Source organism: Citrobacter sp. VF227 (assembly GCF_052950715.1).
Genome location: NZ_JBRFVF010000009.1, coordinates 114,938 through 138,434, shown reverse-complemented (window position 1 = coordinate 138,434; position 23,497 = coordinate 114,938). Strand labels below are relative to the sequence as shown.

Sequence of the window (23,497 nt, the reverse complement as noted above, 5' to 3'; positions counted from 1 at the left end):
GAAAACCTCCGTTTTCCCTCATGAGCATTCCCAAAAACTCAGATCCTCTGTCAGCCGTGTGACGATCTGAGTTTTTGGGATTAAATCACCTAAAAAGCAGAGTATCCGGCCTGATAATCGGTCTACTATCATTCATAGCGACCGGTTTTGTGCCCCCCTTCGCGGTTTCTTTTCTGCGGATGAGACATGATTCTGATAATTCAGGAAATGGAGTGATGATGAGTACAGAGCCGATAGTCTTTCTCCCGCCCGACCCGCATATGTGTAATGGCGACGAAAAACAGACCCGCAGCCCGCTGTCGCTCTACTCTGAATATCAGCGGATGGATATTGAGCTGCGTTCACCGCATGCTATGCCTGCCAGCCACTGGCACGGTCAGGTGGAAGTCAACGTACCGTTTGACGGCGATGTGGAGTATTTGATCAACAACGAAGTCGTAAAGATAAAACAAGGACATATCACCCTATTCTGGGCCTGTACCCCACATCAACTCACCCGCCCCGGCAACTGCAAGCAGATGGCGATTTTCAGCTTACCGATGCATCTGTTTCTCTCCTGGCCACTGGATCGGGAGCTTATCAATCATGTTACCCATGGCATGGTCGTCAAATCGCTCGCGACCCAGCAACTCAGTACCTTTGAAGTGCTGCGCTGGCAGCAGGAAGCGAACAGCCCAAATGAGCAAATTCGCCAGTTGGCGATCGATGAAATCGGCCTGATGTTAAAGCGGTTTAGCCTTTCTGGATGGGAACCTATTCTGGTCAACAAAACCTCACGCACGCATAAAAATAGCGCCTCACGGCATGCCCAGTTTTACGTCAGCCAAATGTTGAGCTTTATTGCTGATAACTACGATCAGGCGCTTACCATCAACGACGTTGCGGAGCACGTGAAGCTCAATGCCAACTACGCGATGGGGATTTTCCAGCGCGTGATGCAACTCACCATGAAGCAGTACATCACCGCCATGCGGATCAATCACGTCCGCGCATTGCTTAGCGATACCGATAAAACCATTCTCGACGTCGCATTGACTGCCGGATTCCGATCCAGCAGCCGTTTTTATGACACCTTCAGCAAGTTTGTCGGCATGTCGCCGCAGCAGTACCGTAAACTGAGCCAGCAGCGTCGGCAAACAATGGCGGGTTGATATCATTCGCTGATATCAGTATCAGCCAAAAAAATATTCCCCCTGTCGATAAACGGCAGTGGAAAACCGACAACAAGTAAACGCAACATTTTGTTTAATAAAATAATAAAGTCAAATCAGACTATTTTTCACCCGCTTTACAGGCCATTTTGTCAGGATAATACTTGCCTACGTCACATTCATACGGTGTGTCTGCAATCCCTAAATTGCAACCTTCCCACAACCGGGTAAAAGATGATGAAAGTATTAATTGTTGAAAGTGAGTTTCTGCATCAGGACACCTGGGTCGGTAGCGCTGTCGAACGTCTGGCCGATGCTTTAAGCCGCCAAAATGTTACCGTCATTAAGTCCACCTCATTCGACGATGGTTATGCCATCCTCGCCGCAAATGAAGCCATTGATTGCCTGATGTTCAGCTATCAAATGGAACAACAAGACGAGCACCTGAATGTCAGGCAATTGATCGGTAAGCTCCACGAGCGCCAGCAAAACGTTCCTGTTTTCCTGCTGGGCGATCGGGAAAAGGCCACCGCGTCACTGGATCGCGACCTGCTGGAGCTTGTCGATGAATTCGCCTGGATTCTGGAGGACAGCGCTGACTTTATCGCTGGCCGCGCCATCGCAGCGATGACTCGCTATCGTCAGCAATTGTTACCGCCGCTGTTCAACGCCCTGATGAAATACAGTAATGTCCATGAGTATTCCTGGGCGGCTCCTGGTCACCAGGGCGGTGTCGGTTTCACCAAAACGCCTGCCGGTCGACTGTACCATGACTACTACGGTGAAAATCTGTTCCGTACCGACATGGGGATTGAACGTACCAATCTCGGTTCTTTACTCGACCATACTGGCGCATTTGGGGAAAGTGAAAAAAATGCTGCCCGCGTGTTCGGCGCCGATCGTTCCTGGTCCGTGGTGGTCGGGACTTCCGGCTCTAACCGCACCATCATGCAGGCTTGTATGACCGACAATGACGTCGTGGTGTTGGATCGTAACTGCCACAAATCTATCGAGCAGGGGCTGATCCTCACTGGGGCAAAACCGGTGTACATGGTACCGAGCCGCAACCGGTACGGCATTATCGGACCTATCTACCCGCAGGAAATGCAGCCTGAAACATTGCAGAAAAAAATCAGCGAAAGCCCGCTGACCAAAGGCAAGGCCGGGCAAAAACCGTCTTACAGCGTTGTGACCAACTGTACCTACGACGGTGTTTGCTACAACGCCAAAGAAGCGCAGGATCTGCTCGCGCAAACCAGCGATCGCATCCACTTCGATGAGGCCTGGTACGGTTATGCCCGCTTCAACCCAATTTATACCGATCACTACGCCATGCGTGGCGCGCCGGGCGATCACAACGGCCCTACCGTTTTTGCCACCCACTCGACCCACAAACTGCTGAATGCGCTCTCTCAGGCATCTTACATTCACGTCCGTGAAGGTCGTGGAGCCGTGAACTTCTCCCGCTTTAACCAGGCGTACATGATGCACGCCACCACTTCTCCGTTGTATGCCATCTGCGCATCAAACGACGTGGCGGTCTCCATGATGGACGGTAACAGCGGCCTGTCACTCACTCAGGAAGTGATCGACGAAGCGGTCGATTTCCGTCAGGCCATGGCAAGGTTGTACAAAGAATTCACCGCCGAAGGCGACTGGTTCTTCAAACCGTGGAACAAAGAAGTGGTAACCGATCCGCAGACCGGTAAAACCTATGACTTTGCCGACGCGCCAGCTACATTGCTGGCAACCGATCAGAATTGCTGGGTGATGCGTCCGGGTGAATCCTGGCACGGCTTTAAAGACCTGCCGGATAACTGGAGCATGCTGGACCCAATCAAAGTCAGCATTCTGGCTCCGGGGATGGGCGACGATGGCGAACTGGAAGAGAACGGCGTACCGGCAGCGCTGGTTACCGCCTGGCTTGGCCGCCACGGTATCGTGCCGACCCGTACCACCGACTTCCAGATTATGTTCCTGTTCTCCATGGGGATTACCCGTGGTAAATGGGGCACATTAATCAACACGTTGTGCTCTTTCAAACACCACTACGATGCCAATACACCGCTGTCACAGGTTATGCCAGAACTGGTGGAAGAACATCCTGACACTTATGCCAACATGGGTATTCACGATCTGGGCGACACCATGTTTGCCTGGCTGAAAGAAAACAATCCAGGCAGCCGTCTCAATGCCGCTTACTCCGGTCTGCCGGATGCGAATATTACCCCGCGTGACGCTTACAACGCGATAGTCAGTGACAACGTTGAGATGGTCGCGATTGAAAATCTGGCGGGACGTATTGCGGCAAACTCCGTGATCCCTTACCCACCAGGAATTCCGATGCTGCTGTCCGGTGAAAACTTTGGCGATGCCAACAGCCCGCAAATTGGGTACCTGCGTTCGTTGCAGTCCTGGGACCACCACTTCCCTGGATTCGAACATGAAACCGAAGGAACGGAAATTATTGACGGTGTGTATCACGTCATGTGCGTGAAAGCATAATGTCTCTTTTTAGAGAGTCCGATGTTTAAGGTAGACATGTCATTCTTGAGTAATTCCTGAGTATTGCTGCAAAACAATAACACTGTCATACCTTTTTGCGCGGGACCACCCCGCGCTTTTTTTACATACAAAAAACGCCAGTTTCCACTCCGTACAAAAATGTGTACATAAGAAAAACCCCTCCAAATATTGTAATTAATTTCAGACACGTTATTTTATTGCAGTCCTGGTTTCATCATACAATTCTATTTAACCGATTTGATTCACCTGATTTGGTGGGTTACGGTGTTTTATGTTCATATTCCTGGAGTTTGGGTATGAGGGTTTGCAGCAGAGCAGCTTGTGTTGTTGTATTAACGGAGAAGGATGTTTGGTTAAGGATTAACGGAAAAGAAGCCATCAGTTTAAAAGCCAACAACATGGCACTGGTAGCATGCGATAATAATATTATTGATTTATCATCACTTAATAACGCACTGGTCGTACACATCAGTCGTGAAATTATTAAAGACTATCTTCGATTCTTAAACAAAGATCTGTCACAGATCCCTCCCTGGCAACGTAGTGCCAATCCGGTCATGACCGCCGTCTGCCTGACGCCGGATATCTTCCGGGCAGCTGCTCAACATAGCGTGATGGAAACGGTGGATGAAGGTGAATACGAACGTACTCGTTCGCTTCTGTTCACAGTGTTATCACGTTTTCTCGACAGCAAAAAGTTTATCTCCCTGCTCATGCATATGCTACGCAATTGCGTCAGCGACTGCGTGTACCACATTATCGAGAGCGATATCCATAAAGACTGGAATTTAAGCATGGTCGCCAGCTGCTTATGCCTGAGCCCCAGTTTGTTAAAGAAAAAGCTCAAAAATGAAAACACCAGTTACAGTCAAATAATAACTACGTGTCGTATGCGTTACGCCGTCAATCAATTAATGATGGACGGAAAAAACATTTCTCAGGTCTCTCAACTGTGCGGATATAACAGTACCTCATACTTTATTTCCGTTTTCAAAGAGTTCTATGGGATGACGCCACTGCATTATGTTAGTCAACATAGGGAGCAATCCGCTGCCTGATTTTTAATCAGTTAGCAATAAGCCATAATAATATCAGCATTGGCGATACCCCTGGTCCGCCATCATAAAATAGTCTTCTGAAGAGGTATGATAAGACGTCATTTATCCTAATCAGGAGTTAAAAAATATGTCGACGGATGCTGATGCTCACAAAGTGGGATTAATCCCCGTCACCCTTATGGTGTCGGGGAATATCATGGGTTCCGGTGTATTCCTGCTACCCGCAAACCTGGCGTCAACTGGCGGGATTGCAATCTACGGATGGTTGGTCACTATTATCGGTGCTTTAGCGCTGTCGATGGTGTATGCGAAAATGTCGTCCTTAGACTCCAGTCCCGGTGGTTCTTACGCTTATGCCCGCCGCTGTTTCGGCCCTTTTTTAGGTTACCAGACCAACGTGCTGTACTGGCTGGCCTGCTGGATAGGTAACATCGCCATGGTGGTCATCGGCGTCGGTTACCTGAGCTACTTCTTCCCCATCTTAAAAGATCCGTTGGTCCTGACACTGACCTGCGTTGTGGTACTGTGGATCTTCGTATTGCTGAACATTGTCGGACCAAAAATGATCACCCGTGTACAGGCCGTCGCAACGGTTCTGGCGCTGGTGCCCATCGTCGGTATTGCCGTCTTCGGCTGGTTCTGGTTCCGCGGTGAAACTTATATGGCGGCCTGGAACGTCAGCGGCATGAACACCTTCGGCGCGATTCAAAGTACTCTGAACGTAACCTTGTGGTCATTTATTGGGGTGGAAAGCGCCTCCGTCGCGGCAGGCGTGGTTAAAAACCCTAAACGTAACGTGCCTATTGCCACTATTGGTGGCGTGCTGATTGCCGCGGTTTGCTATGTGCTCTCCACCACGGCGATTATGGGTATGATCCCTAATGCTGCGCTGCGTGTTTCAGCTTCCCCGTTCGGCGATGCCGCTCGAATGGCGCTGGGTGACACCGCAGGGGCGATTGTCTCCTTCTGTGCGGCTGCCGGGTGCCTCGGTTCTCTGGGCGGCTGGACGCTACTTGCCGGACAAACTGCCAAAGCGGCAGCCGATGACGGCCTGTTCCCGCCGATTTTTGCCCGCGTCAACAAAGCCGGTACGCCGGTAGCCGGGTTAATTATTGTCGGTATCCTGATGACCATCTTCCAGTTCAGCAGCATGTCGCCGAACGCCGCGAAAGAATTTGGTCTGGTCTCTTCGGTCTCCGTTATCTTCACCCTGGTGCCATATCTGTACACCTGCGCGGCATTGCTGCTGCTCGGCCATGGTCATTTCGGCAAAGCGCGCCCAGTGTACCTGGCAGTAACCTTTATCGCGTTTGTCTACTGTATCTGGGCGGTTATCGGTTCCGGTGCTAAAGAAGTGATGTGGTCGTTCGTCACGCTGATGATCATTACTGCGCTGTACGCTCTGAACTACAACCGAATCCATAAAAATCCGTATCCTTTGGATGCCCCGGTAAACAATAACTAACGCAACTCACCGTAGTGGCCCGATGACATAACTTCATCGGGCCTGGATTTTCCTACCGCGATTCGGAATCAACATTAAGAACTTAAGGTTGGCTTAACTTTACTTTGAGAGGATTTGCACCACTTAGTCGATGGAACCCCCTTAATGTTAAAGCACCTGTTTAAAAGGCCTGTTCTCGGTCTAATCAGCTGGATTCTGCTGATCTCAATTTATCTTGCAACTTTTCTGAACATTGCGTTCTACAAACAAGTGCTGCAAGTCCTGCCGCTGGATTCCGTGCGTAACGTGCTGGTGTTTTTGTCGATGCCAGTCGTCGCATTCAGCGTCATGAACATTGTGCTGACGCTGGCCTCATTCCTGTGGCTTAATCGCCTGGTGGCCTGCATTTTCATTCTGGTTGGCGCAGCGGCCCAATATTTCATCATGACCTACGGCATCATCATCGACCGCTCGATGATCGCCAACATGATGGACACTACGCCCGCAGAAACCTTCGCGTTGCTGACGCCAAAAATGCTCCTCACGCTCGGTGTAAGCGGTATTCTGGCCGCGCTCATTGCCTGCTGGGTAAGAATCAAACCAATCGCCCCGGTAATGCGCAGCGTACTGTTCCGTGGCGCTAACATTCTGGTGTCCGCGTTGTTGATCGTGCTGGTCGCCACCTTCTTCTACAAAGATTACGCCTCACTGTTTCGCAACAATAAACAGCTGGTGAAATCTCTCAGCCCATCCAACAGCATTGTGGCGACATCGTCCTGGTATTCACACCAGAGGCTGGCCCACCTACCGCTGGTGCGTATTGGCGAAGATGCGCATCGCAATCCATTGATGGTAAAAGAAAAACGTAAGAACCTGACAATTGTGGTTCTCGGTGAGACCTCACGCGGAGATAACTTCTCGCTGTCTGGCTATTCGCGCCAGACCAACCCGCTGCTGGAAAAAGATGATGTGGTCTATTTCCCCCGCACCACCTCCTGCGGAACGGCAACGGCAGTGTCCGTACCCTGCATGTTCTCCGATATGCCGCGCGCACACTACGATGAAGAACTGGCGCAGCATCAGGAAGGCGTCCTCGACATTATTCAGCGCGCAGGAATTAACGTGCTGTGGAACGATAACGACGGCGGCTGCAAAGGAGCCTGTGACCGGGTACCACACCAGAATATGACCGAGTTGAACCTGCCAGGACAGTGTATTGACGGCGAATGCTACGATGAAGTGCTGTTCCACGGACTGGAAGAGTATATTAATAACCTGCAAGGCGACGGCGTGATTGTGCTGCACACCATCGGCAGCCACGGCCCGACCTATTACAACCGCTATCCTGCGCAGTTCAAGAAATTTACACCAACCTGCGACACTAACGAAATCCAGAATTGTTCACAGCAGCAGTTGATCAATACCTACGACAACACTCTTGTTTACGTTGACTATATTGTTGATAAAGCAATCAATATACTGAAAGAGCATCAGGATAATTTCACCACCAGCCTGGTTTATCTTTCCGATCACGGTGAATCCTTAGGGGAAAATGGCGTCTATTTGCACGGCCTGCCGTATTCGATTGCGCCAGATACGCAAAAACATGTGCCGATGCTGCTGTGGCTCTCAGAAGATTATCAGCAACGCTATCAAGTCTCTCAGACATGTTTACAAAAACGGGCAAGCTCAGAAGATTTCTCACAGGATAATCTATTCTCTACCCTGCTGGGATTAACAGGCGTGCAAACACAGAAATACCAGGCGACAGATGATATTCTGCAACCCTGCCGGGGAGGCTAAACGAATGAAAATTCTGATTGTTGAAGACGATACGTTGTTATTACAGGGACTGATACTCGCCGCGCAAACAGAAGGCTATGCCTGCGACGGCGTATCGACGGCCCGTGCAGCGGAGCAGTGTCTGGAAAGCGGACATTACAGTCTGGTGGTCCTCGACCTGGGCTTACCGGATGAAGACGGCCTGCACTTTCTGAACCGAATCAGGCAGAAAAAATACACCGTGCCGGTACTCATCCTCACCGCCCGTGATACGGTGAAAGACCGGGTCAGCGGGCTGGACGTGGGGGCCGATGACTATCTGGTCAAACCGTTCGCGCTGGAAGAACTGCATGCCCGCATCCGGGCGCTGCTGCGTCGGCATAACAATCAGGGTGAAAGTGAACTCATTGTCAGCAACCTGACGCTGAATATCGGTCGTCGCCAGGTGTGGATGGACGGGCAAGAGGTTATCTTAACGCCAAAAGAATACGCACTCCTGTCGCGCCTGATGCTCAAAGCGGGCAGCCCGGTACACCGGGAAATCCTCTATAACGACATCTACAGCTGGGATAACGAACCGTCGACCAATACGCTGGAAGTGCACATTCACAACCTGCGCGACAAAGTCGGAAAATCTCGCATCCGCACGGTCAGGGGATTTGGCTATATGCTGGTTGCCACTGAGGAAAGCTAAGTGAAGCTGCTGCAATATCTAAAACAACCTCTCCCGCTTCGTCATCGCCTGATGCTGACGATTGGTCTTATTCTGCTGGTCTTTCAGCTGATTAGTACCTTCTGGTTGTGGCACGAAAGTACCGAGCAAATACAGTTATTCGAACAGGCATTGCGCGAAAATCGTAACAACGATCGCCACATCATGCATGAGATCCGTGAGGCTATCGCCAGCCTGATCGTCCCCGGCATCTTTATGGTCAGCCTGGCGCTGCTGATTTGCTACCAGGCAGTGCGACGTATTACTCGCCCGCTGGCGGATCTGCAAAAAGAGCTGGAAGCGCGGGCAGCCGATAACCTGACCCCGATTGAAATTCACAGCTCAACCATTGAGATCCAGGCGGTTGTCTCAGCGCTAAACAACCTGGTAACGCGGCTAACCAGCACGATTGAAAACGAACGCTTATTTACCGCCGATGTCGCTCACGAACTGCGCACGCCGCTGTCAGGCGTGCGCCTGCATCTTGAATTACTGTCCAAAACTCATAAGGTCGATGTTTCGCCGTTAATTGCCCGCCTTGACCAAATGATGGATAGCGTGTCGCAGCTGCTGCAACTCGCCCGCGTCGGACAGTCGTTTTCAGCCGGGAGCTATCAGCACGTCAAACTGCTGGAGGATGTGATTCTGCCCTCCTACGATGAACTCAGCACCATGCTGGACCAGCGCCAGCAGACGCTGCTCCTACCGCAAAGTACGGTGGACGTTGTCGTACGTGGCGATGCAACGCTCTTACGGATGTTGCTGCGAAATCTGGTGGAGAACGCACATCGCTACAGTCCGGAAGGCACCCATATTACGATTAGTCTGAATACAGAGCATGATGCCGTCATGGCCGTCGAAGATGAAGGGCCAGGCATTGATGAAAGTAAATGCGGGGAACTGAGCAAAGCGTTTGTGCGGATGGATAGCCGTTTTGGCGGGATTGGGCTGGGACTGAGCATTGTCAGTCGAATCACCCAGTTACATCGCGGGCATTTTTATTTGCAAAATCGTCAGGGAACCACCGGTACTCGCGCGTGGGTAGAATTAGCGAAAGATCAGTAAGAACTCACCCATACGTACAAAAAGCTGCTGATAATTAGTACGCTGCACACGGTGGTCAAACTTTCGTAAATGCGGGTTTTCATGACACTCTCCTCCGAGGATATGGAGGAGAGTTTGCCTGAAGGATATTAAGCCAACCTTAAGCCATGAAAACTACTCATCAATACGCGGATGCTGCTGCACCAGGCGCGTACGCTTAAGTTGCAGCTCTGCAATTTCCTGATCGATGTCTTCAATTTTCTGCTCAATATTGTCGTAGTGCTCGCCAAGGATCTCTTTCGCTTCCTGAATATCCGACGCGGCAGGCGTGGCCCCTTTCAACGGCTGATTGGCGGTTTCTTTCATGGTCACGCCAGTAATTAAACCTATCACCGCAATTACCATCAGATAATAAGCTGGCATCATCAGATTCTGCGAGCTTTCCACCAGCCATGCGGCCAGCGTCGGGGTCAGACCGGCTACCAATACCGAGATATTAAACGCGGCGGCCAGCGCACTGTAGCGAATATGCGTCGGGAACATCGCCGGTAACGTTGACGCCATCACCCCGGTAAAACAGTTGAGGATCACCGCCAGCATCAGTAACCCGGCGAAAATCAGGCCAATGACGTTACTGTTGATCAGGATAAATGCCGGAATGGCCAGCACAAACAGCGCAATACTGCCCATAATCACAAACGGACGGCGTCCAAAGCGGTCACTGAGCAAACCCATAATCGGCTGTACAAATAGCATACCAATCATGATGGCGATAATAATCAACACGCCGTGGTCTTCAGAGTAATGCAGGTTATGCGACAGGTAGCTCGGCATATAGGTGAGCAGCATGTAATAGGTGACGTTGGTAGCAATAACCAGCCCGATACACGCCAGCAGGCTGCGCCAGTGTTTGGTCGCAATCTCTTTAAACGAAACCTTCGGACCTTCCTGCAGACCCTGTCGATCGCCCTGCTCCAGTTTATCCACGTGCTGCTGGAACGCCGGCGTTTCTTCCAGCGCATGACGCAGGTACAGGCCAATCAGCCCTAACGGTAGCGCAAGGAAGAACGGAATACGCCAGCCCCACTCAAGGAAGTTTTCTTCGCCGACGACAGTTGAGATCAGGACTACCACGCCCGCACCCAGCACAAACCCGGCAATCGAGCCGAAGTCCAGCCAACTGCCCATAAATCCGCGCTTACGGTCTGGCGAGTACTCTGCGACAAAAATCGACGCCCCGGTGTACTCCCCACCGACCGAGAACCCCTGCGCCATCTTACACAGCAACAGCAGAATCGGCGCCCAGATACCAATCGAGGCATATGAAGGAATGAGACCGATACAGAAGGTACTGATCGACATAATCACAATGGTGATGGCGAGGATCTTCTGACGACCGTATTTATCGCCAAGCATACCGAAGAACAATCCGCCAAGCGGTCGAATCAGAAAGGGAACAGAGAAAGTAGCGAGTGCGGCAACCATCTGCACGCTGGGGTCAGCCCCCGGGAAGAACACTTTACCTAATGCGTAAGCAACAAACCCATAAACACCAAAATCAAACCACTCCATCGCATTACCTAACGACGCCGCGGTAATGGCTTTCCGCAGTTTACCATCATCAATGATGGTAACGTCGCGCAGCGTTATTGGTTTTATTTTTTTCCTTTTAAGCATACCAGTCCTCGTAGACTTAGCCCTGTCACGCTCCAGTCGAGTCTCAACGCCGCATGCGTCAAGGTCATCGCCGAGCGGGGAATGCACAAGCGCACTCCCTGTAACAAGCGTAGCAGGTTTACTTACACACCCTGGTTAAGGGTTATACAACCGAACCTGTTGACGCCTGATTGGGCGGTTAATGACCTCTTTACCCTAACAGTGTTTAAATTTGTGATCAACTTCACATATAAATTTTCATTTCGTCAACATGTGTAAATCAGCTCATTCTGAGTCAGATTTTTTACATGTCACGCTTGCGCTTTTTTGACAATGGAATTTAAGAATACATCGCTTTATTTCACCAACAATCACAATAGTCACTATTATTCTGCTAGCAAAAAAAACACTACATCCCTTCACAAAAAGATCACAGCTTTTTTAATAATCATGGCGTTTAAGGTTTTTTGCTCGGAATATGTGATGAAGATAACTAAAACATCGTTTTATTTTGATTGAATCAATGTTCCCATGAATGCAAACTAATTCCAGACGCAATATCCCTGGGAGCAGCAACACGCTCAACGTATGCCGCGTTAGATTTTATAAAACAAAGAGATAGTGGTTTTCTTTGTTAAAAGATCCGAATAAACATTTGAATTTATTAATTTTTTCTTTCGCGAGTATTAGCTGCGACAAGACATGAGGACGTTTATGAAAATTAAAGCCACGATTGAACGCATCCCCGGCGGAATGATGTTGATTCCTCTGTTATTAGGCGCAGTGTTAAATACGTTAGCTCCGGATACCGGCGCGTATTTCGGTTCGTTTACTAAAGGTATGATCAGCGGAACGGTGCCAATTCTGGCTGTGTGGTTTTTTTGTATCGGCGCATCTATTGATTTACGGGCAACCGGTACGGTATTACGCAAATCCGGCACGCTGGTATTAACCAAAATAGCCGTGGCATGGGCAGTGGCAATGATTGCCGCTTCATTTATTCCTGATACCGGTATTCAAACCGGGTTCTTTGCCGGTCTATCCGTACTGGCCATTGTTTCAGCGATGGACATGACCAACGGCGGTTTGTACGCCAGCCTGATGAACCAGTACGGAACAAAAGAAGAGTCTGGCGCCTTTGTATTGATGTCTCTGGAATCCGGTCCGTTAATGACCATGGTGATCCTCGGCTCTGCGGGCCTGGCCTCTTTCGAGCCACACCATTTTGTCGGCGCGGTATTACCGTTCCTGATTGGTTTTGCGTTGGGTAACCTGGATCACGATCTTCGTGCCTTCTTCAGCAAAGCTACCCCAGTGCTGATCCCGTTCTTCGGCTTCGCATTGGGCAACACGATTAACCTGAGCGTCATCGTTGATACTGGTCTGCTGGGCATTCTGCTGGGTGTCGCGGTTATCGTCATCACCGGTATCCCGCTGATTATTGCTGACCGCGTCATTGGCGGCGGAAACGGTACGGCGGGCGTGGCAGCCTCTTCTGCCGCAGGCGCTGCGGTGGCAAACCCGGTGATTATCGCCCAGATCAACCCGGCATTTGAACCGGTTGCCGCATCCGCTACGGCACTGGTTGCCGCCAGCGTGATTGTCACCGCCATTCTGGTGCCGATTATCACCGCGTTGTATGCCAAACATTTTAATAAAAACCAGGTCGCCAACGAGACGGTGGCTACCCCGGCAGACTCACTGCACCACTAAGCCTGCCTTTGCTTCACTTACCGCCCCTGCTCAACTGATGAGCTGGGGCGGTGCGAAAATCTCCTCAACCATCGCATCGACCAGCCGCTTCGCCGAACACAATCTCGGCATTCCCAGAGCCACATTTTGCCAACGCTGCGTCACCGACCAGCTCACCGGATGGCGTAGCGCATCGCACCAGTCCCCCAGCCAGCTCAACATATCGTGATGCTCTACTGAGCCACCAATGGCTGGCGTACTGAGCCAATGATGATAGTAATGACGCGTGGCGGGCGCCGCATTCACGCTATCCGCCAGCGCCTGAGCGGCCATCGTACGCAGATTGTCTTTCAGCATTGACACCACATCGGCATTCGCTAACCGGCAAGCGTCACCGAAGGCCCCCCAGCGCAGTTCCTCCAGCGCGACAAAACAGCGTCCAGGTAACGACCAACCGTCATACGCGCCAGCCCGCCAGCGGGTAAAAATTTGCTCGCTGTGTTCGCCCGCCTGAACTGTAAGACCGCGTTGCGTCACCGCCTTCTCTTTATAAGCGCCGCGCTGGGTAAACCAGTCAGCAAGCGAACTGATCTGCTGCACAAGACCAGGTGTGGAAAGTCCACGCGGGTGTTCAGTTTGTTGTAAACACATCAGCCCTTCAGCAATGCGTACCAGCGCCAGATGACCCGGGTCAATCATGCCAGCCAGTTTTTCCACCAGCTTTAGCCGCATCACCAGATGCTCGCTGGACACGCCCGCCATTACCCACGCACGCAGTTGCGTCTGGGATAACACCTCCTGCGTCAGGCGTGCTCGCAGGCGCTGCTGCTGTTGCAGAAAACCGCCGGAACGTTTGGTTTCATCTCCCTGAACCAGATCGACCATAAACTTCGGGTAGACACACTCCAGCGTCCGCCCGGGGCCTTCCAGTAACACGTTAGTCATGTGTGCTCGGTTGCAAAAAGGGTATTGATATCGTCGCGCAGCAAGCGGGAATCTTCATAAAGCCATGCCGCAGTCGTAATACAATGCTGCAGTTGTTCGTTCAGGGCATTCACCGCAGATTCATTTTGCTGACGCAGGGTCAGACTCTCACGCAGGCTCGCCTGTAATTGCGTCAAACACAGTGAAAAGTCAGCAAAAAACGTGGCCATGCCTGCCGTAACGGAAATATCGACCTGAGCCGCTAAAGCTTTACGAATTTGTTGGCAAAACTGGATGACGTAGTGCACAAGGTTTTTATGCAGAGCTCCCATATCAATGAGATAACGCGTTTTTGTTTCGACGTAATCATTCCATCCCCAGTTGGGTTGATTCAGCCAGCGAGAGAACGTATCCCGCACCGCGCCACCAGTCGACGGCGGATTTTCTACCGGAATATCCTGTTCAATGGCCTCGTTAAACAACTGGCGGGTATTGAAGTTAAACATCGCCGTATGAAACGCCGGAAAACGGATCCGCGCACGAAAACCAGCATGATTAAGTTCCTCTTTCACCCGCTGCTCAATAGGGCGCATAGCGTCGTTTAGCGCCCGGGACAGCGTCGACTCAAGCTGCTCAAAGCGCAGAGCTAAATCCCGACTCATACTTTCCTGCGCTGCCAGCAATACGACCTCACAGGACGATCGTATTTTATCCAGCACGATTTTCGCCTGCCCTTCATCATGCAGCACCAGCATTTCTCCGGCCATTTCTACCGAGGAAACGCCAGCTCCAAGGCCATGCCGAGACATCATCAGAACGTTTTCTTTGACAAAAAACGTGTTGATACTGCGAAGAATCTCGGTCTGTTGCTCACTGAGATAGGCCGCGGCAGCCGCCAAAGTCAGCTCTACCTCATGACTGACTTCATCGCTCACCCGCCCCTGGCTCACTTCTAACTGCTGCATATCCTCTTCAATATGCGTGATGTTCAACCGTAGCTTTTCATAGGCGACCGTTAACCCGTGGGCGCGAAACTCCAGGTATTCATGCGCGCTTTGCGCATAGTTCAATAACTTATGCGACGCTGAGCGTAGCGCATACAGCGAAGCATTGGCGTGAGCGGCGTGAATCACTTTCTGGATCGGCTGCTCAAACAAAGAATCCTCCCACAACAGATCGGCGGCATGACGGATGTGCTCCATATCCTCAAGATCGGTGGTGTGCCAGCGTCTGCCAAGCGCCGCTTCGGCAAAATCCTGTACCCAACGTTGCACCTGATGATCCGGCAACCGCCCGTGGGTCATCAACTCGTGACGCGCCCTGTTCGCCAGATAACCCCACATAGAAGAAACCGGATAAATTCGCTCTGGGGCAATTCCCCCTTGCATCAGCGTACCGGAAATGAGCGCCCGCACCTGCTCTTCATCATCACTGTTGCGGTCTTTCTGATCGAATTTGTTCACCAGCGCATACAGCGGCACTGACTTTCCGACCGCCATAATCGCCTGACGCACTTCTTCATCAGAAATAGACTTCAGTTGGGTGTAATCCAACACCGCCAGTACCGCGGAAGCCCGCGCCAGCTGTTCATTCAACATCTTTTGTAAGTGCGGTTGCCCGGCCTCATTCGGCCCTGGCGTATCCAGCAGGGTTAATTGTCCCGGATAACTCGCCTGTCCGGCTAAATGGACAAATTCAACCTCGATAACCGGAATGTGCTCAATCGCGGCATAAGCGGCAAAAGGAAAATCAGCCTCCAGCGCCTTTGACAAACGCACCAGGTCATTCAGGCTTTTAAGGCAATGGAAAATAGGCTGTGCGCCAAGATAATAGCGTTCAAATGCGACACCATTTTCAATATGTTGCAGCAGGAGATTCATATCCTTATCAATCTCCAGGGTCTGCGTAAGACGCTGGCGATCGCACTCGCGCACGCGCTGCTGTAAAACTTTCATCAAAGCATCGATCGGCGCGACATGTGAAAAATGCAGAACCGGTTCCTTCTGTCCCGGCGTATGGCGGATTAGCGTCGGTAACGCCGTCATCGGGCGATTACGATTAGGTAAAACTTCGGTCCCCACAATTGCGTTAATCGTCGTCGACTTCCCTGCTTTCATAGTGCCGACAATCGCCAGCACCATCTCCAGACGCGTAATCTTGCGCAGCTCATTGTTGAGTGTTGCTTGCTGGACATCCATGCCACGCGCGCTGAAATGCAGGGGCTGGACCACCTGTCTGCTATGCTCTCCTTGTTTTAGCGCAACATCATCTAACGACGTTATAGGCAATGTTTGCAATTGCCTGAGATGTTCAAGCGAAAGCATCAGCAAGCGTTCCGCTTCCTGACTTAATTCATATATTGTCTGTGTGTGCATGGAAAATCTTTCCTTAACGCAAATAACATTACTTTTATTTAGCCCAATCGTTTTATTTATAGATTTTTTGGCTTTTATAATTACGTGTGGAAATAATTAAAATCAAAACAACCAATTGATATTATTAAAATAATTTTGACGTACAACCGCTGGCATGAAGCCTCTCACTTATGTAATAAGTAAGAAAGATAAACAGCGTAGTTCAGTTTTAAAAAATGCCAGCTTAATCCCCCTACTAAAATTAAGGGGGTATGAGATATTTAATCACAATGACTTAGACATCCCCAGGCGATGTTACCTATGAATATCAGATATTTCGCCTCACCTTATCTTAAATAACCTGGCGTAGCAATTTCCCTTAAAAAATATTCCGCCATACTTTCATTGAGGTTAATGCAAGGGGTCTTTACAGCAGATCATTTTGCTTAATTGCGCAGTAGTCCCGACAAAAGCAGGGATTTTATGTATAATTGCGGCCTTTTTCGGCAATCTGCCATTTTTTGGGCGCATTTGCCCCTGCTGACTTTTGAGGAAATCCACATGTCATTACCACACTGCCCACAATGCAACTCCGAATACACTTACGAAGATAACGGCATGTTCATCTGCCCGGAATGCGCTCACGAATGGAACGATGCTGAACCGGCTCACGACAGCGACGAACTGATCGTTAAAGATGCCAACGGCAACCTGCTGGCCGACGGCGACAGCGTTACCGTCGTGAAAGACCTGAAGGTAAAAGGTAGCTCTTCCATGCTGAAGATCGGGACCAAAGTAAAAAACATTCGTCTGGTTGAAGGCGACCACAACATCGATTGCAAAATCGATGGCTTTGGTCCAATGAAGCTAAAATCTGAGTTTGTGAAAAAGAACTGATGCAAATTACCTGATGGCGCTACGCTCGTCAGGCCTACACCAGCTCATCAACCAGGCGGGAAGCTCATACTTCCCGCCTGGTTTGTTTATGCAGACGATAACTACACTTAACTGGTTTCTTTTACCTGAGGTAAAGATTATGCCGTTAAGTCCCTATATCTCCTTTGCAGGCAACTGCGCCGACGCTATCGCTTTCTATCAAAAAACGTTAGGCGCTGAGCTGCTCTACAAAATCAACTTCAGTGAAATGCCAAAATCGGCGCAGGACAGTGAAGAAGGCTGCCCTTCCGCTATGAAATTCCCTGATACCGCCATTGCCCACGCCAACCTGCGCGTTGCGGGCAGCGACATCATGATGAGCGATAGCGCCCCTGACGGAAATGCCCACTACTCCGGCTTTACGCTAGTGCTCGACACGCAAAACGTCGACGAAGGTAAACGCTGGTTTGATAACCTGGCAGCAAACGGAAAAATCGAAATGGACTGGCAGGAAACCTTCTGGGCCCACGGTTTCGGTAAAGTGAGTGACCAGTATGGTGTCCCGTGGATGATCAACGTCGTCAAACAGCAGCCGCTATCCGAGTAATCAAACGGGAGGCCAACCCTCCCGTACTGTCATCAAATATCGCTCAACTCTTCATCGCCAAGTAACCATCCCTTAACGAAAACGTCACATTGATCCGCCACGATGGGGCCACTTTTTTAGGGAGGCCGCAACATGCAAACGATTATTCGCGTCGAAAAACTCTCCAAATCCTTCAATCAACATCAGGCGCTTAATGCGGTTGATCTGAACATCTGTTCCGGTGAGATGGTGGCTCTGCTTGGGCCGTCTGGCTCCGGCAAATCCACCCTTTTACGTCATTTAAGCGGCTTGATCGTCGGTGATAAATCACCCGGTAGCCACGTCGAACTTTTGGGTCGCACCGTTCAACATGAAGGCCGCCTGGCGCGCGATATCCGCAAAAGTCGCGCCCACACCGGCTACATCTTCCAGCAGTTCAATTTGGTGAATCGCCTGACGGTGCTAGAGAACGTTCTGATTGGCGCGCTCGGCAGCACGCCGTTCTGGCGCACCTGTTTTAGCTGGTTTACCGCTGAGCAGAAACAGCGCGCATTACAAGCGTTAACCCGCGTTGGCATGGCGCACTTTGCCTACCAACGCGTTTCCACGCTTTCGGGCGGGCAACAGCAGCGCGTCGCGATTGCCCGCGCGTTAATGCAGCAGGCAAAAGTAATCCTTGCTGACGAGCCTATTGCCTCGCTGGATCCAGAATCCGCACGCATCGTGATGGACACCCTGCGCGACATCAACCAGACCGACGGCATCACCGTGGTCGTCACGCTGCATCAGGTGGATTACGCCCTGCGCTACTGCGAACGCATTGTCGCGCTGCGCCAGGGCAACGTCTTCTTTGATGGCAGCAGCCAGCATTTTGATAACGATCGTTTTGACCATCTTTACCGCAGCATGAACCGCGTCGAACAGAACGCGCAGGCTGCTTAACTTTGTCCGAACTGAGGAATAAACATGAATTACAAGGCTGTTGCCGCGCTGGCATTCACCGGCATGTTCAGCGTCAGTACTCTGCTCAGTCCAGCATTTGCCGAGGAGCAAGAGAAAGCGCTGAACTTTGGCATTATTTCGACCGAATCACAGCAAAACCTGAAGCCACAGTGGGAACCGTTCCTGAAGGACATGGAAAAATCGCTGGGCGTGAAGGTAAACGCCTTCTTCGCGCCAGACTACGCCGGGATCATCCAGGGCATGCGCTTTAACAAAGTGGATATCGCCTGGTACGGCAATCTCTCGGCAATGGAAGCGGTGGATCGCGCTAACGGGCAAGTGTTTGCCCAGACCGTCGCCGCCGACGGATCCCCGGGTTACTGGAGCGTGTTGATCGTTAACAAAGACAGTCCGATCAATAACCTGAACGATCTGATCGCCAAACGTAAGGATCTGACCTTCGGCAACGGCGATCCAAACTCGACATCAGGCTTCCTCGTTCCCGGTTATTACGTCTTCGCCAAAAACAACATCTCCGCCAGCGACTTCAAACGCACCGTTAACGCCGGGCACGAAACCAACGCTCTGGCCGTCGCCAACAAACAGGTCGATGTCGCCACCAACAACACCGAAAACCTCGACAAGCTGAAAACGTCCGCGCCGGACAAACTAAAAGAATTGAAAGTTATCTGGAAGTCACCGCTGATTCCGGGCGATCCGATCGTCTGGCGTAAAAATCTCTCCGAAAACACCAAGGACAAGGTGTACGACTTCTTTATGAATTACGGCAAAACGCCGGAACAGAAAACCGTACTGGAACGCCTGGGATGGGCGCCGTTCCGTGCCTCCAGCGACTTACAGCTGGTGCCGATTCGCCAACTGGCGCTGTTTAAAGAGATGCAGAGCGTGAAGGACAACAAAGGGCTGAACGAGGAAGAGAAAACCAGCAAAACCTCGGCGCTGAAAGCGCAGCTCGACGACCTGGACCGTCTGACCGCAGCCCTGGGAGCCATGACCAGCGTCAGCAAAGCGGTGCAGTGATTTGTGGGCCGGATGACGCTGCGCTTATCCGGCCTGCCACGCAAATACACGTTCCAACGGAGTCAAACATGCAAACCATCACCGTTGCCCCGCCCAAACGTAGCTGGTTCTCACTACTGAGCTGGGCCATTCTTCTCGCCGTACTGGTGGTCTCGTGGAAAGGTGCCGAAATGGCCCCGCTCACGCTGATCGAGGATTCCGGCAATATGGCGACCTTCGCCGCCGACTTCTTCCCGCCAGATTTCAGCCAGTGGCAGGACTATCTCGGTGAAATGGCCGTCACTCTGCAAATCGCCGTTTGGGGGACCGCCCTCGCCGTGGTGCTGTCGATTCCCTTCGGCCTGATGTGCGCCGACAATCTCGTGCCGTGGTGGATTTACCAGCCGATGCGTCGCCTGATGGACGCCTGCCGCGCCATCAATGAAATGGTTTTCGCCATGCTGTTCGTGGTCGCCGTCGGGTTAGGGCCATTCGCCGGGGTGATGGCGCTGTTTATCCACACCACAGGGGTACTCTCCAAGCTGCTTTCCGAAGCGGTAGAAGCCATTGAGCCGGGTCCGGTAGAAGGTATTCGCGCCACCGGAGCCAACAAAATTGAAGAGATTCTGTACGGCGTTCTGCCACAGGTCATGCCGCTACTGATCTCCTACTCGTTGTATCGCTTTGAATCCAATGTTCGCTCGGCCACGGTAGTCGGCATGGTGGGCGCAGGTGGTATTGGCGTGACCTTATGGGAGGCGATTCGCGGCTTTCAGTTCCAGCAAACCTGCGCCCTGATGGTGTTAATCATCGTCACTGTCAGCCTGTTGGATTTCCTTTCCCAGCGTTTGCGTAAGCACTTTATCTGATTAACGAGGCATTGATTGCTATGCACTTGTCTACACATCCGACCAGTTATCCAACGCGTTATCAGGAAATTGCCGCGAGACTTGAGCAGGAGCTACGTCAACATTACCGCTGCGGCGACTATCTGCCCGCCGAGCATCAGCTTGCCGCGCGTTTTGATGTTAACCGCCACACCCTGCGCCGCGCCATTGACCAGCTGGTTGATCGCGGTTGGGTTCAACGTCGCCAGGGCGTCGGCGTACTGGTGCTGATGCGCCCATTCGATTACCCGCTCAATGCTCAGGCGCGCTTTAGCCAGAACCTGCTGGACCAGGGCAGTCATCCCACCAGCGAAAAACTGCTGGCGGTACTGCGCCCGGCCTCCGGCCACATTGCCGACGCGCTCAGCATTAACGAGGGCGATAACGTGATTCATTTGCGCACTCTGCGCCGGGTAAACGGCATCGCGCTGTGCCAGATCGACCACTATTTTTCCGACCTCACGCTGTGGCCGCTGCTGCAGGACTTCAACAGCGGCTCACTGCACGACTACCTGCACGCACGGTCCGGTCTGACGCTGCTACGGACGCAGACGCGCATCAGCGCCCGCCGCGCACAGGCCAAAGAGAGCAAGGTACTGGAAATCCCCAATATGGCGCCGCTGCTGTGCGTGCGCACCCTGAACCACCGTGAAGGCGAAGAACACGCGGCGGAATATTCCGTCAGCCTGACCCGCGCCGACATGATCGAATTCACTATGGAGCACTGAATGCATTTCGATACCGCCACCCGCCAGCGTTGGATGCGCGCGCTGGCTTACAGCAATGCCGATGCCCTGAACGCCCGCATCAACGCGCTCAAACTGACGCCGGACTATGAACTCATCCGCGCACCTGAATGCGGATTGATGCAGATCCAGGCCCGCATGGGCGGCACCGGCAACCGCTTCTTTGCCGGTGACATCACGATTACCCGTGCAGTAATACGCCTGAAAAGCGGCACGCTGGGTTACGGCTACCTGCTGGGACGCAACAAACGCCATGCCGAGCAGTGCGCAGTCATTGACGCACTGCTGCAGGAGCAAACGCATTTCCAGAACCTAATGGAAACCTTAATTGCCCCGCTGGAAGCGGAACGCGAGGCGCTGATTAGCGCACGCCGTGCCGAAGTCAACGCCAGCCGGGTCGACTTCTTCACGCTGGTACGCGGAGATAACGCATGACCTTACAGACCGCATTTAATTTACCCGTTCAGGATGCTCAGCAGAGCTTTCGTCGCCTGCTGAAAGCCATGAGCGAACCGGGCGTCATCGTCGCCCTGCATCAACTGAAACACGGCTGGCAGCCGCTGGGCCTGGCAACCACCAGCGTGCTGCTGACCCTGGTTGACGGCGACACGCCGGTCTGGTTGGCACCGTCGATGGATAACGATATCGCCCGACAGAACCTGCGTTTTCACACCAACGCGCCGCTGGTAGATCAGCCGCAACTGGCAGCCTTTGCCGTCGCCGACGGACACATTAGCAGCGAACAGCTAAACGCCCTCTCTGCCGGTTCCGCCGTCGCGCCAGAAACCAGCGCCACGCTGATTGTGCAAATCTCTGGCTTAAGCGGCGGACGCATGCTGCGTCTGACCGGGGCCGGTATCGCTGAAGAGCGCATGATCGCGCCGCAACTGCCGGAATGCCTGATTCACGAACTCACCGAGCGTCCGCACCCGTTCCCGCTGGGAGTCGATCTGATCCTCACTTGCGGCGAGCGCCTGCTGGCTATTCCGCGAACCACCCATGTGGAGGTGTGCTGATGTACGTCGCCGTCAAAGGGGGCGAGAAGGCGATAGCCAACGCCCACGCCCTGCAAGAAAACCGACGCCGGGGCGATGAGACCATTGCTGAACTGAGCGTGGCGCAAATCGAACAGCAGATGAACCTGGCCGTCGACCGGGTAATGACCGAAGGCGGCATCGCCGATCGTGAACTGGCGGCACTGGCGCTCAAACAGGCCAGCGGCGATAGCGTAGAAGCTATCTTTTTGCTACGCGCCTACCGCACTACGCTGGCAAAAGTGGCGGTGAGCGAGCCGGTAAACAGCGCCGAGATGCACCTCGAACGACGTATTTCCGCCATCTACAAGGATATTCCCGGCGGGCAACTGTTGGGTCCAACCTACGACTACACCCATCGTCTGCTGGATTTTACCCTGCTGGCCAATGGCGAAACGCCGCCACTGCGCACCGCTGATAGCAAACAAGATGCCTCCCCGCACGTTTTTTCCCTGCTGGCTAATCAGGGGCTGGCAAAGCGCGAAGAGGACGACGGCGCTCAACCCGATGACATCACCCGCACGCCGCCGGTTTACCCCTGTTCACGCGCTTCACGCCTGCAGCAGTTGATGCGCGGCGACGAGGGATATCTGTTGGCGCTGGCCTACTCCACCCAGCGCGGCTACGGGCGCAATCATCCGTTTGCCGCCGAAATCCGCAGCGGCTATGTGGCACTGGAAACCGTCCCGGAAGAGCTGGGATTTGCGGTGAACGTCGGCGAATTGCTGATGACTGAATGCGAAATGGTCAACGGTTTTGTCGCGCCGGAAAACGATTCCCCCCATTTTACCCGCGGCTACGGACTGGTGTTCGGCATGAGCGAGCGCAAAGCGATGGCGATGGCGTTGGTGGACCGCGCTCTACAGGCAGCCGATTACGATGAGACGGTCACGGGACCGGCGCAGGACGAAGAGTTCGTGCTGGCGCATGCGGATAACGTCGAGGCGGCGGGTTTTGTATCGCACCTCAAACTTCCCCATTACGTCGATTTCCAGGCCGAGCTGGAACTGCTCAAACGCCTGCAACAGGAGTCTACCCGTGACCACTAACCTCTCCGGCTATA

21 protein-coding genes are annotated in these 23,497 nt (G+C 52.4%); 17 read left to right on the top strand and 4 right to left on the bottom strand.

Annotated elements, in window-relative coordinates:
• Nucleotides 1–218: 218 nt before the first annotated feature.
• The 7 genes from melR to pmrB all read left to right on the top strand — a co-directional run bounded on the left by melR (nt 219) and on the right by pmrB (nt 9,738).
• Nucleotides 219–1,151 (top strand): transcriptional regulator MelR, encoded by a 933-nt coding sequence (gene melR / locus ACU8YC_RS21175; RefSeq protein ID WP_151218098.1) that lies wholly within the window; start codon nt 219–221, stop codon nt 1,149–1,151.
• A 237-nt stretch (nt 1,152–1,388) separates the two neighbouring features.
• A complete protein-coding gene (gene adiA, locus ACU8YC_RS21170; protein ID WP_151218099.1) occupies nt 1,389–3,656 on the top strand; it encodes an arginine decarboxylase in 2,268 nt (755 codons plus the stop codon).
• Between the two features lie 317 nt (nt 3,657–3,973).
• A complete protein-coding gene (locus ACU8YC_RS21165; RefSeq protein WP_151224627.1) occupies nt 3,974–4,735 on the top strand; it encodes an AraC family transcriptional regulator in 762 nt (253 codons plus the stop codon).
• 127 nt (nt 4,736–4,862) lie between these two features.
• Nucleotides 4,863–6,200, top strand: a complete 1,338-nt coding sequence (gene adiC / locus ACU8YC_RS21160; protein WP_151218019.1) for an arginine/agmatine antiporter — start codon at nt 4,863–4,865, stop codon at nt 6,198–6,200.
• Nucleotides 6,201–6,344: 144 nt separating this feature from the next.
• On the top strand, nt 6,345–7,982 hold the full coding sequence (gene eptA, locus ACU8YC_RS21155; RefSeq protein ID WP_187253958.1) for a phosphoethanolamine transferase EptA: 1,638 nt from the start codon (nt 6,345–6,347) through the stop codon (nt 7,980–7,982).
• A gap of 4 nt (nt 7,983–7,986) precedes the next feature.
• On the top strand, nt 7,987–8,655 hold the full coding sequence (gene pmrA, locus ACU8YC_RS21150) for a two-component system response regulator PmrA (RefSeq protein WP_003031849.1): 669 nt from the start codon (nt 7,987–7,989) through the stop codon (nt 8,653–8,655).
• Entirely contained in the window at nt 8,656–9,738 is a 1,083-nt protein-coding gene (gene pmrB, locus ACU8YC_RS21145) for a two-component system sensor histidine kinase PmrB (RefSeq protein ID WP_446895706.1), read from the top strand. It begins immediately after the preceding gene.
• Here the strand turns inward: pmrB and pmrR are convergent.
• Both pmrR and proP read right to left on the bottom strand, forming a co-directional pair.
• Nucleotides 9,732–9,821 carry an LpxT activity modulator PmrR gene (gene pmrR / locus ACU8YC_RS21140; RefSeq protein ID WP_151218021.1) on the bottom strand — a complete coding sequence of 30 codons (90 nt, stop codon included), beginning with the start codon at nt 9,819–9,821 and terminating at the stop codon, nt 9,732–9,734. The genes pmrB and pmrR overlap by 7 nt on opposite strands.
• A 70-nt stretch (nt 9,822–9,891) precedes the next feature.
• The gene (gene proP, locus ACU8YC_RS21135; protein WP_151218022.1) at nt 9,892–11,394 is read right to left on the bottom strand and encodes a glycine betaine/L-proline transporter ProP; all 1,503 of its coding nucleotides are present in this window, start codon (nt 11,392–11,394) and stop codon (nt 9,892–9,894) included.
• A gap of 693 nt (nt 11,395–12,087) precedes the next feature.
• Between proP and kdgT the strand changes: the two genes are divergently transcribed.
• Nucleotides 12,088–13,086, top strand: coding sequence for a 2-keto-3-deoxygluconate transporter (gene kdgT / locus ACU8YC_RS21130; RefSeq protein ID WP_247605065.1), 999 nt, complete (start codon nt 12,088–12,090; stop codon nt 13,084–13,086).
• Between the two features lie 30 nt (nt 13,087–13,116).
• On the opposite strand, the gene ACU8YC_RS21125 is transcribed toward kdgT, so the two are convergent.
• Both ACU8YC_RS21125 and crfC read right to left on the bottom strand, forming a co-directional pair.
• The gene (locus ACU8YC_RS21125; RefSeq protein WP_446895705.1) at nt 13,117–14,010 is read right to left on the bottom strand and encodes a diguanylate cyclase regulator RdcB family protein; all 894 of its coding nucleotides are present in this window, start codon (nt 14,008–14,010) and stop codon (nt 13,117–13,119) included.
• Nucleotides 14,007–16,364: a clamp-binding protein CrfC gene (crfC, locus tag ACU8YC_RS21120; protein ID WP_446895704.1), complete on the bottom strand. Its 2,358-nt coding sequence runs from the start codon at nt 16,362–16,364 to the stop codon at nt 14,007–14,009. The genes ACU8YC_RS21125 and crfC overlap by 4 nt, the downstream gene beginning before the upstream one ends.
• A gap of 540 nt (nt 16,365–16,904) precedes the next feature.
• Between crfC and ACU8YC_RS21115 the strand changes: the two genes are divergently transcribed.
• From ACU8YC_RS21115 to ACU8YC_RS21075, 9 genes are all read left to right on the top strand, one after another.
• Nucleotides 16,905–17,240: a zinc ribbon domain-containing protein YjdM gene (locus ACU8YC_RS21115; protein WP_096758651.1), complete on the top strand. Its 336-nt coding sequence runs from the start codon at nt 16,905–16,907 to the stop codon at nt 17,238–17,240.
• A gap of 139 nt (nt 17,241–17,379) precedes the next feature.
• Nucleotides 17,380–17,826: a VOC family metalloprotein YjdN gene (gene yjdN, locus ACU8YC_RS21110; protein ID WP_151218025.1), complete on the top strand. Its 447-nt coding sequence runs from the start codon at nt 17,380–17,382 to the stop codon at nt 17,824–17,826.
• A 132-nt stretch (nt 17,827–17,958) separates the two neighbouring features.
• A complete protein-coding gene (gene phnC / locus ACU8YC_RS21105) occupies nt 17,959–18,747 on the top strand; it encodes a phosphonate ABC transporter ATP-binding protein (protein WP_151218026.1) in 789 nt (262 codons plus the stop codon).
• 24 nt (nt 18,748–18,771) lie between these two features.
• A complete protein-coding gene (gene phnD / locus ACU8YC_RS21100) occupies nt 18,772–19,788 on the top strand; it encodes a phosphonate ABC transporter substrate-binding protein (RefSeq protein WP_187253962.1) in 1,017 nt (338 codons plus the stop codon).
• A 68-nt stretch (nt 19,789–19,856) separates the two neighbouring features.
• Entirely contained in the window at nt 19,857–20,636 is a 780-nt protein-coding gene (gene phnE / locus ACU8YC_RS21095) for a phosphonate ABC transporter, permease protein PhnE (protein ID WP_003841119.1), read from the top strand.
• A gap of 20 nt (nt 20,637–20,656) precedes the next feature.
• Nucleotides 20,657–21,382 carry a phosphonate metabolism transcriptional regulator PhnF gene (gene phnF / locus ACU8YC_RS21090; protein WP_151218028.1) on the top strand — a complete coding sequence of 242 codons (726 nt, stop codon included), beginning with the start codon at nt 20,657–20,659 and terminating at the stop codon, nt 21,380–21,382.
• A complete protein-coding gene (gene phnG / locus ACU8YC_RS21085; RefSeq protein WP_286543686.1) occupies nt 21,383–21,835 on the top strand; it encodes a phosphonate C-P lyase system protein PhnG in 453 nt (150 codons plus the stop codon).
• Nucleotides 21,832–22,416 (top strand): phosphonate C-P lyase system protein PhnH, encoded by a 585-nt coding sequence (gene phnH / locus ACU8YC_RS21080; RefSeq protein ID WP_151224624.1) that lies wholly within the window; start codon nt 21,832–21,834, stop codon nt 22,414–22,416. Before phnG ends, phnH begins: the two co-directional genes overlap by 4 nt.
• The gene (locus tag ACU8YC_RS21075) at nt 22,416–23,483 is read left to right on the top strand and encodes a carbon-phosphorus lyase complex subunit PhnI (RefSeq protein ID WP_187253963.1); all 1,068 of its coding nucleotides are present in this window, start codon (nt 22,416–22,418) and stop codon (nt 23,481–23,483) included. Before phnH ends, ACU8YC_RS21075 begins: the two co-directional genes overlap by 1 nt.
• Nucleotides 23,484–23,497: the final 14 nt, after the last annotated feature.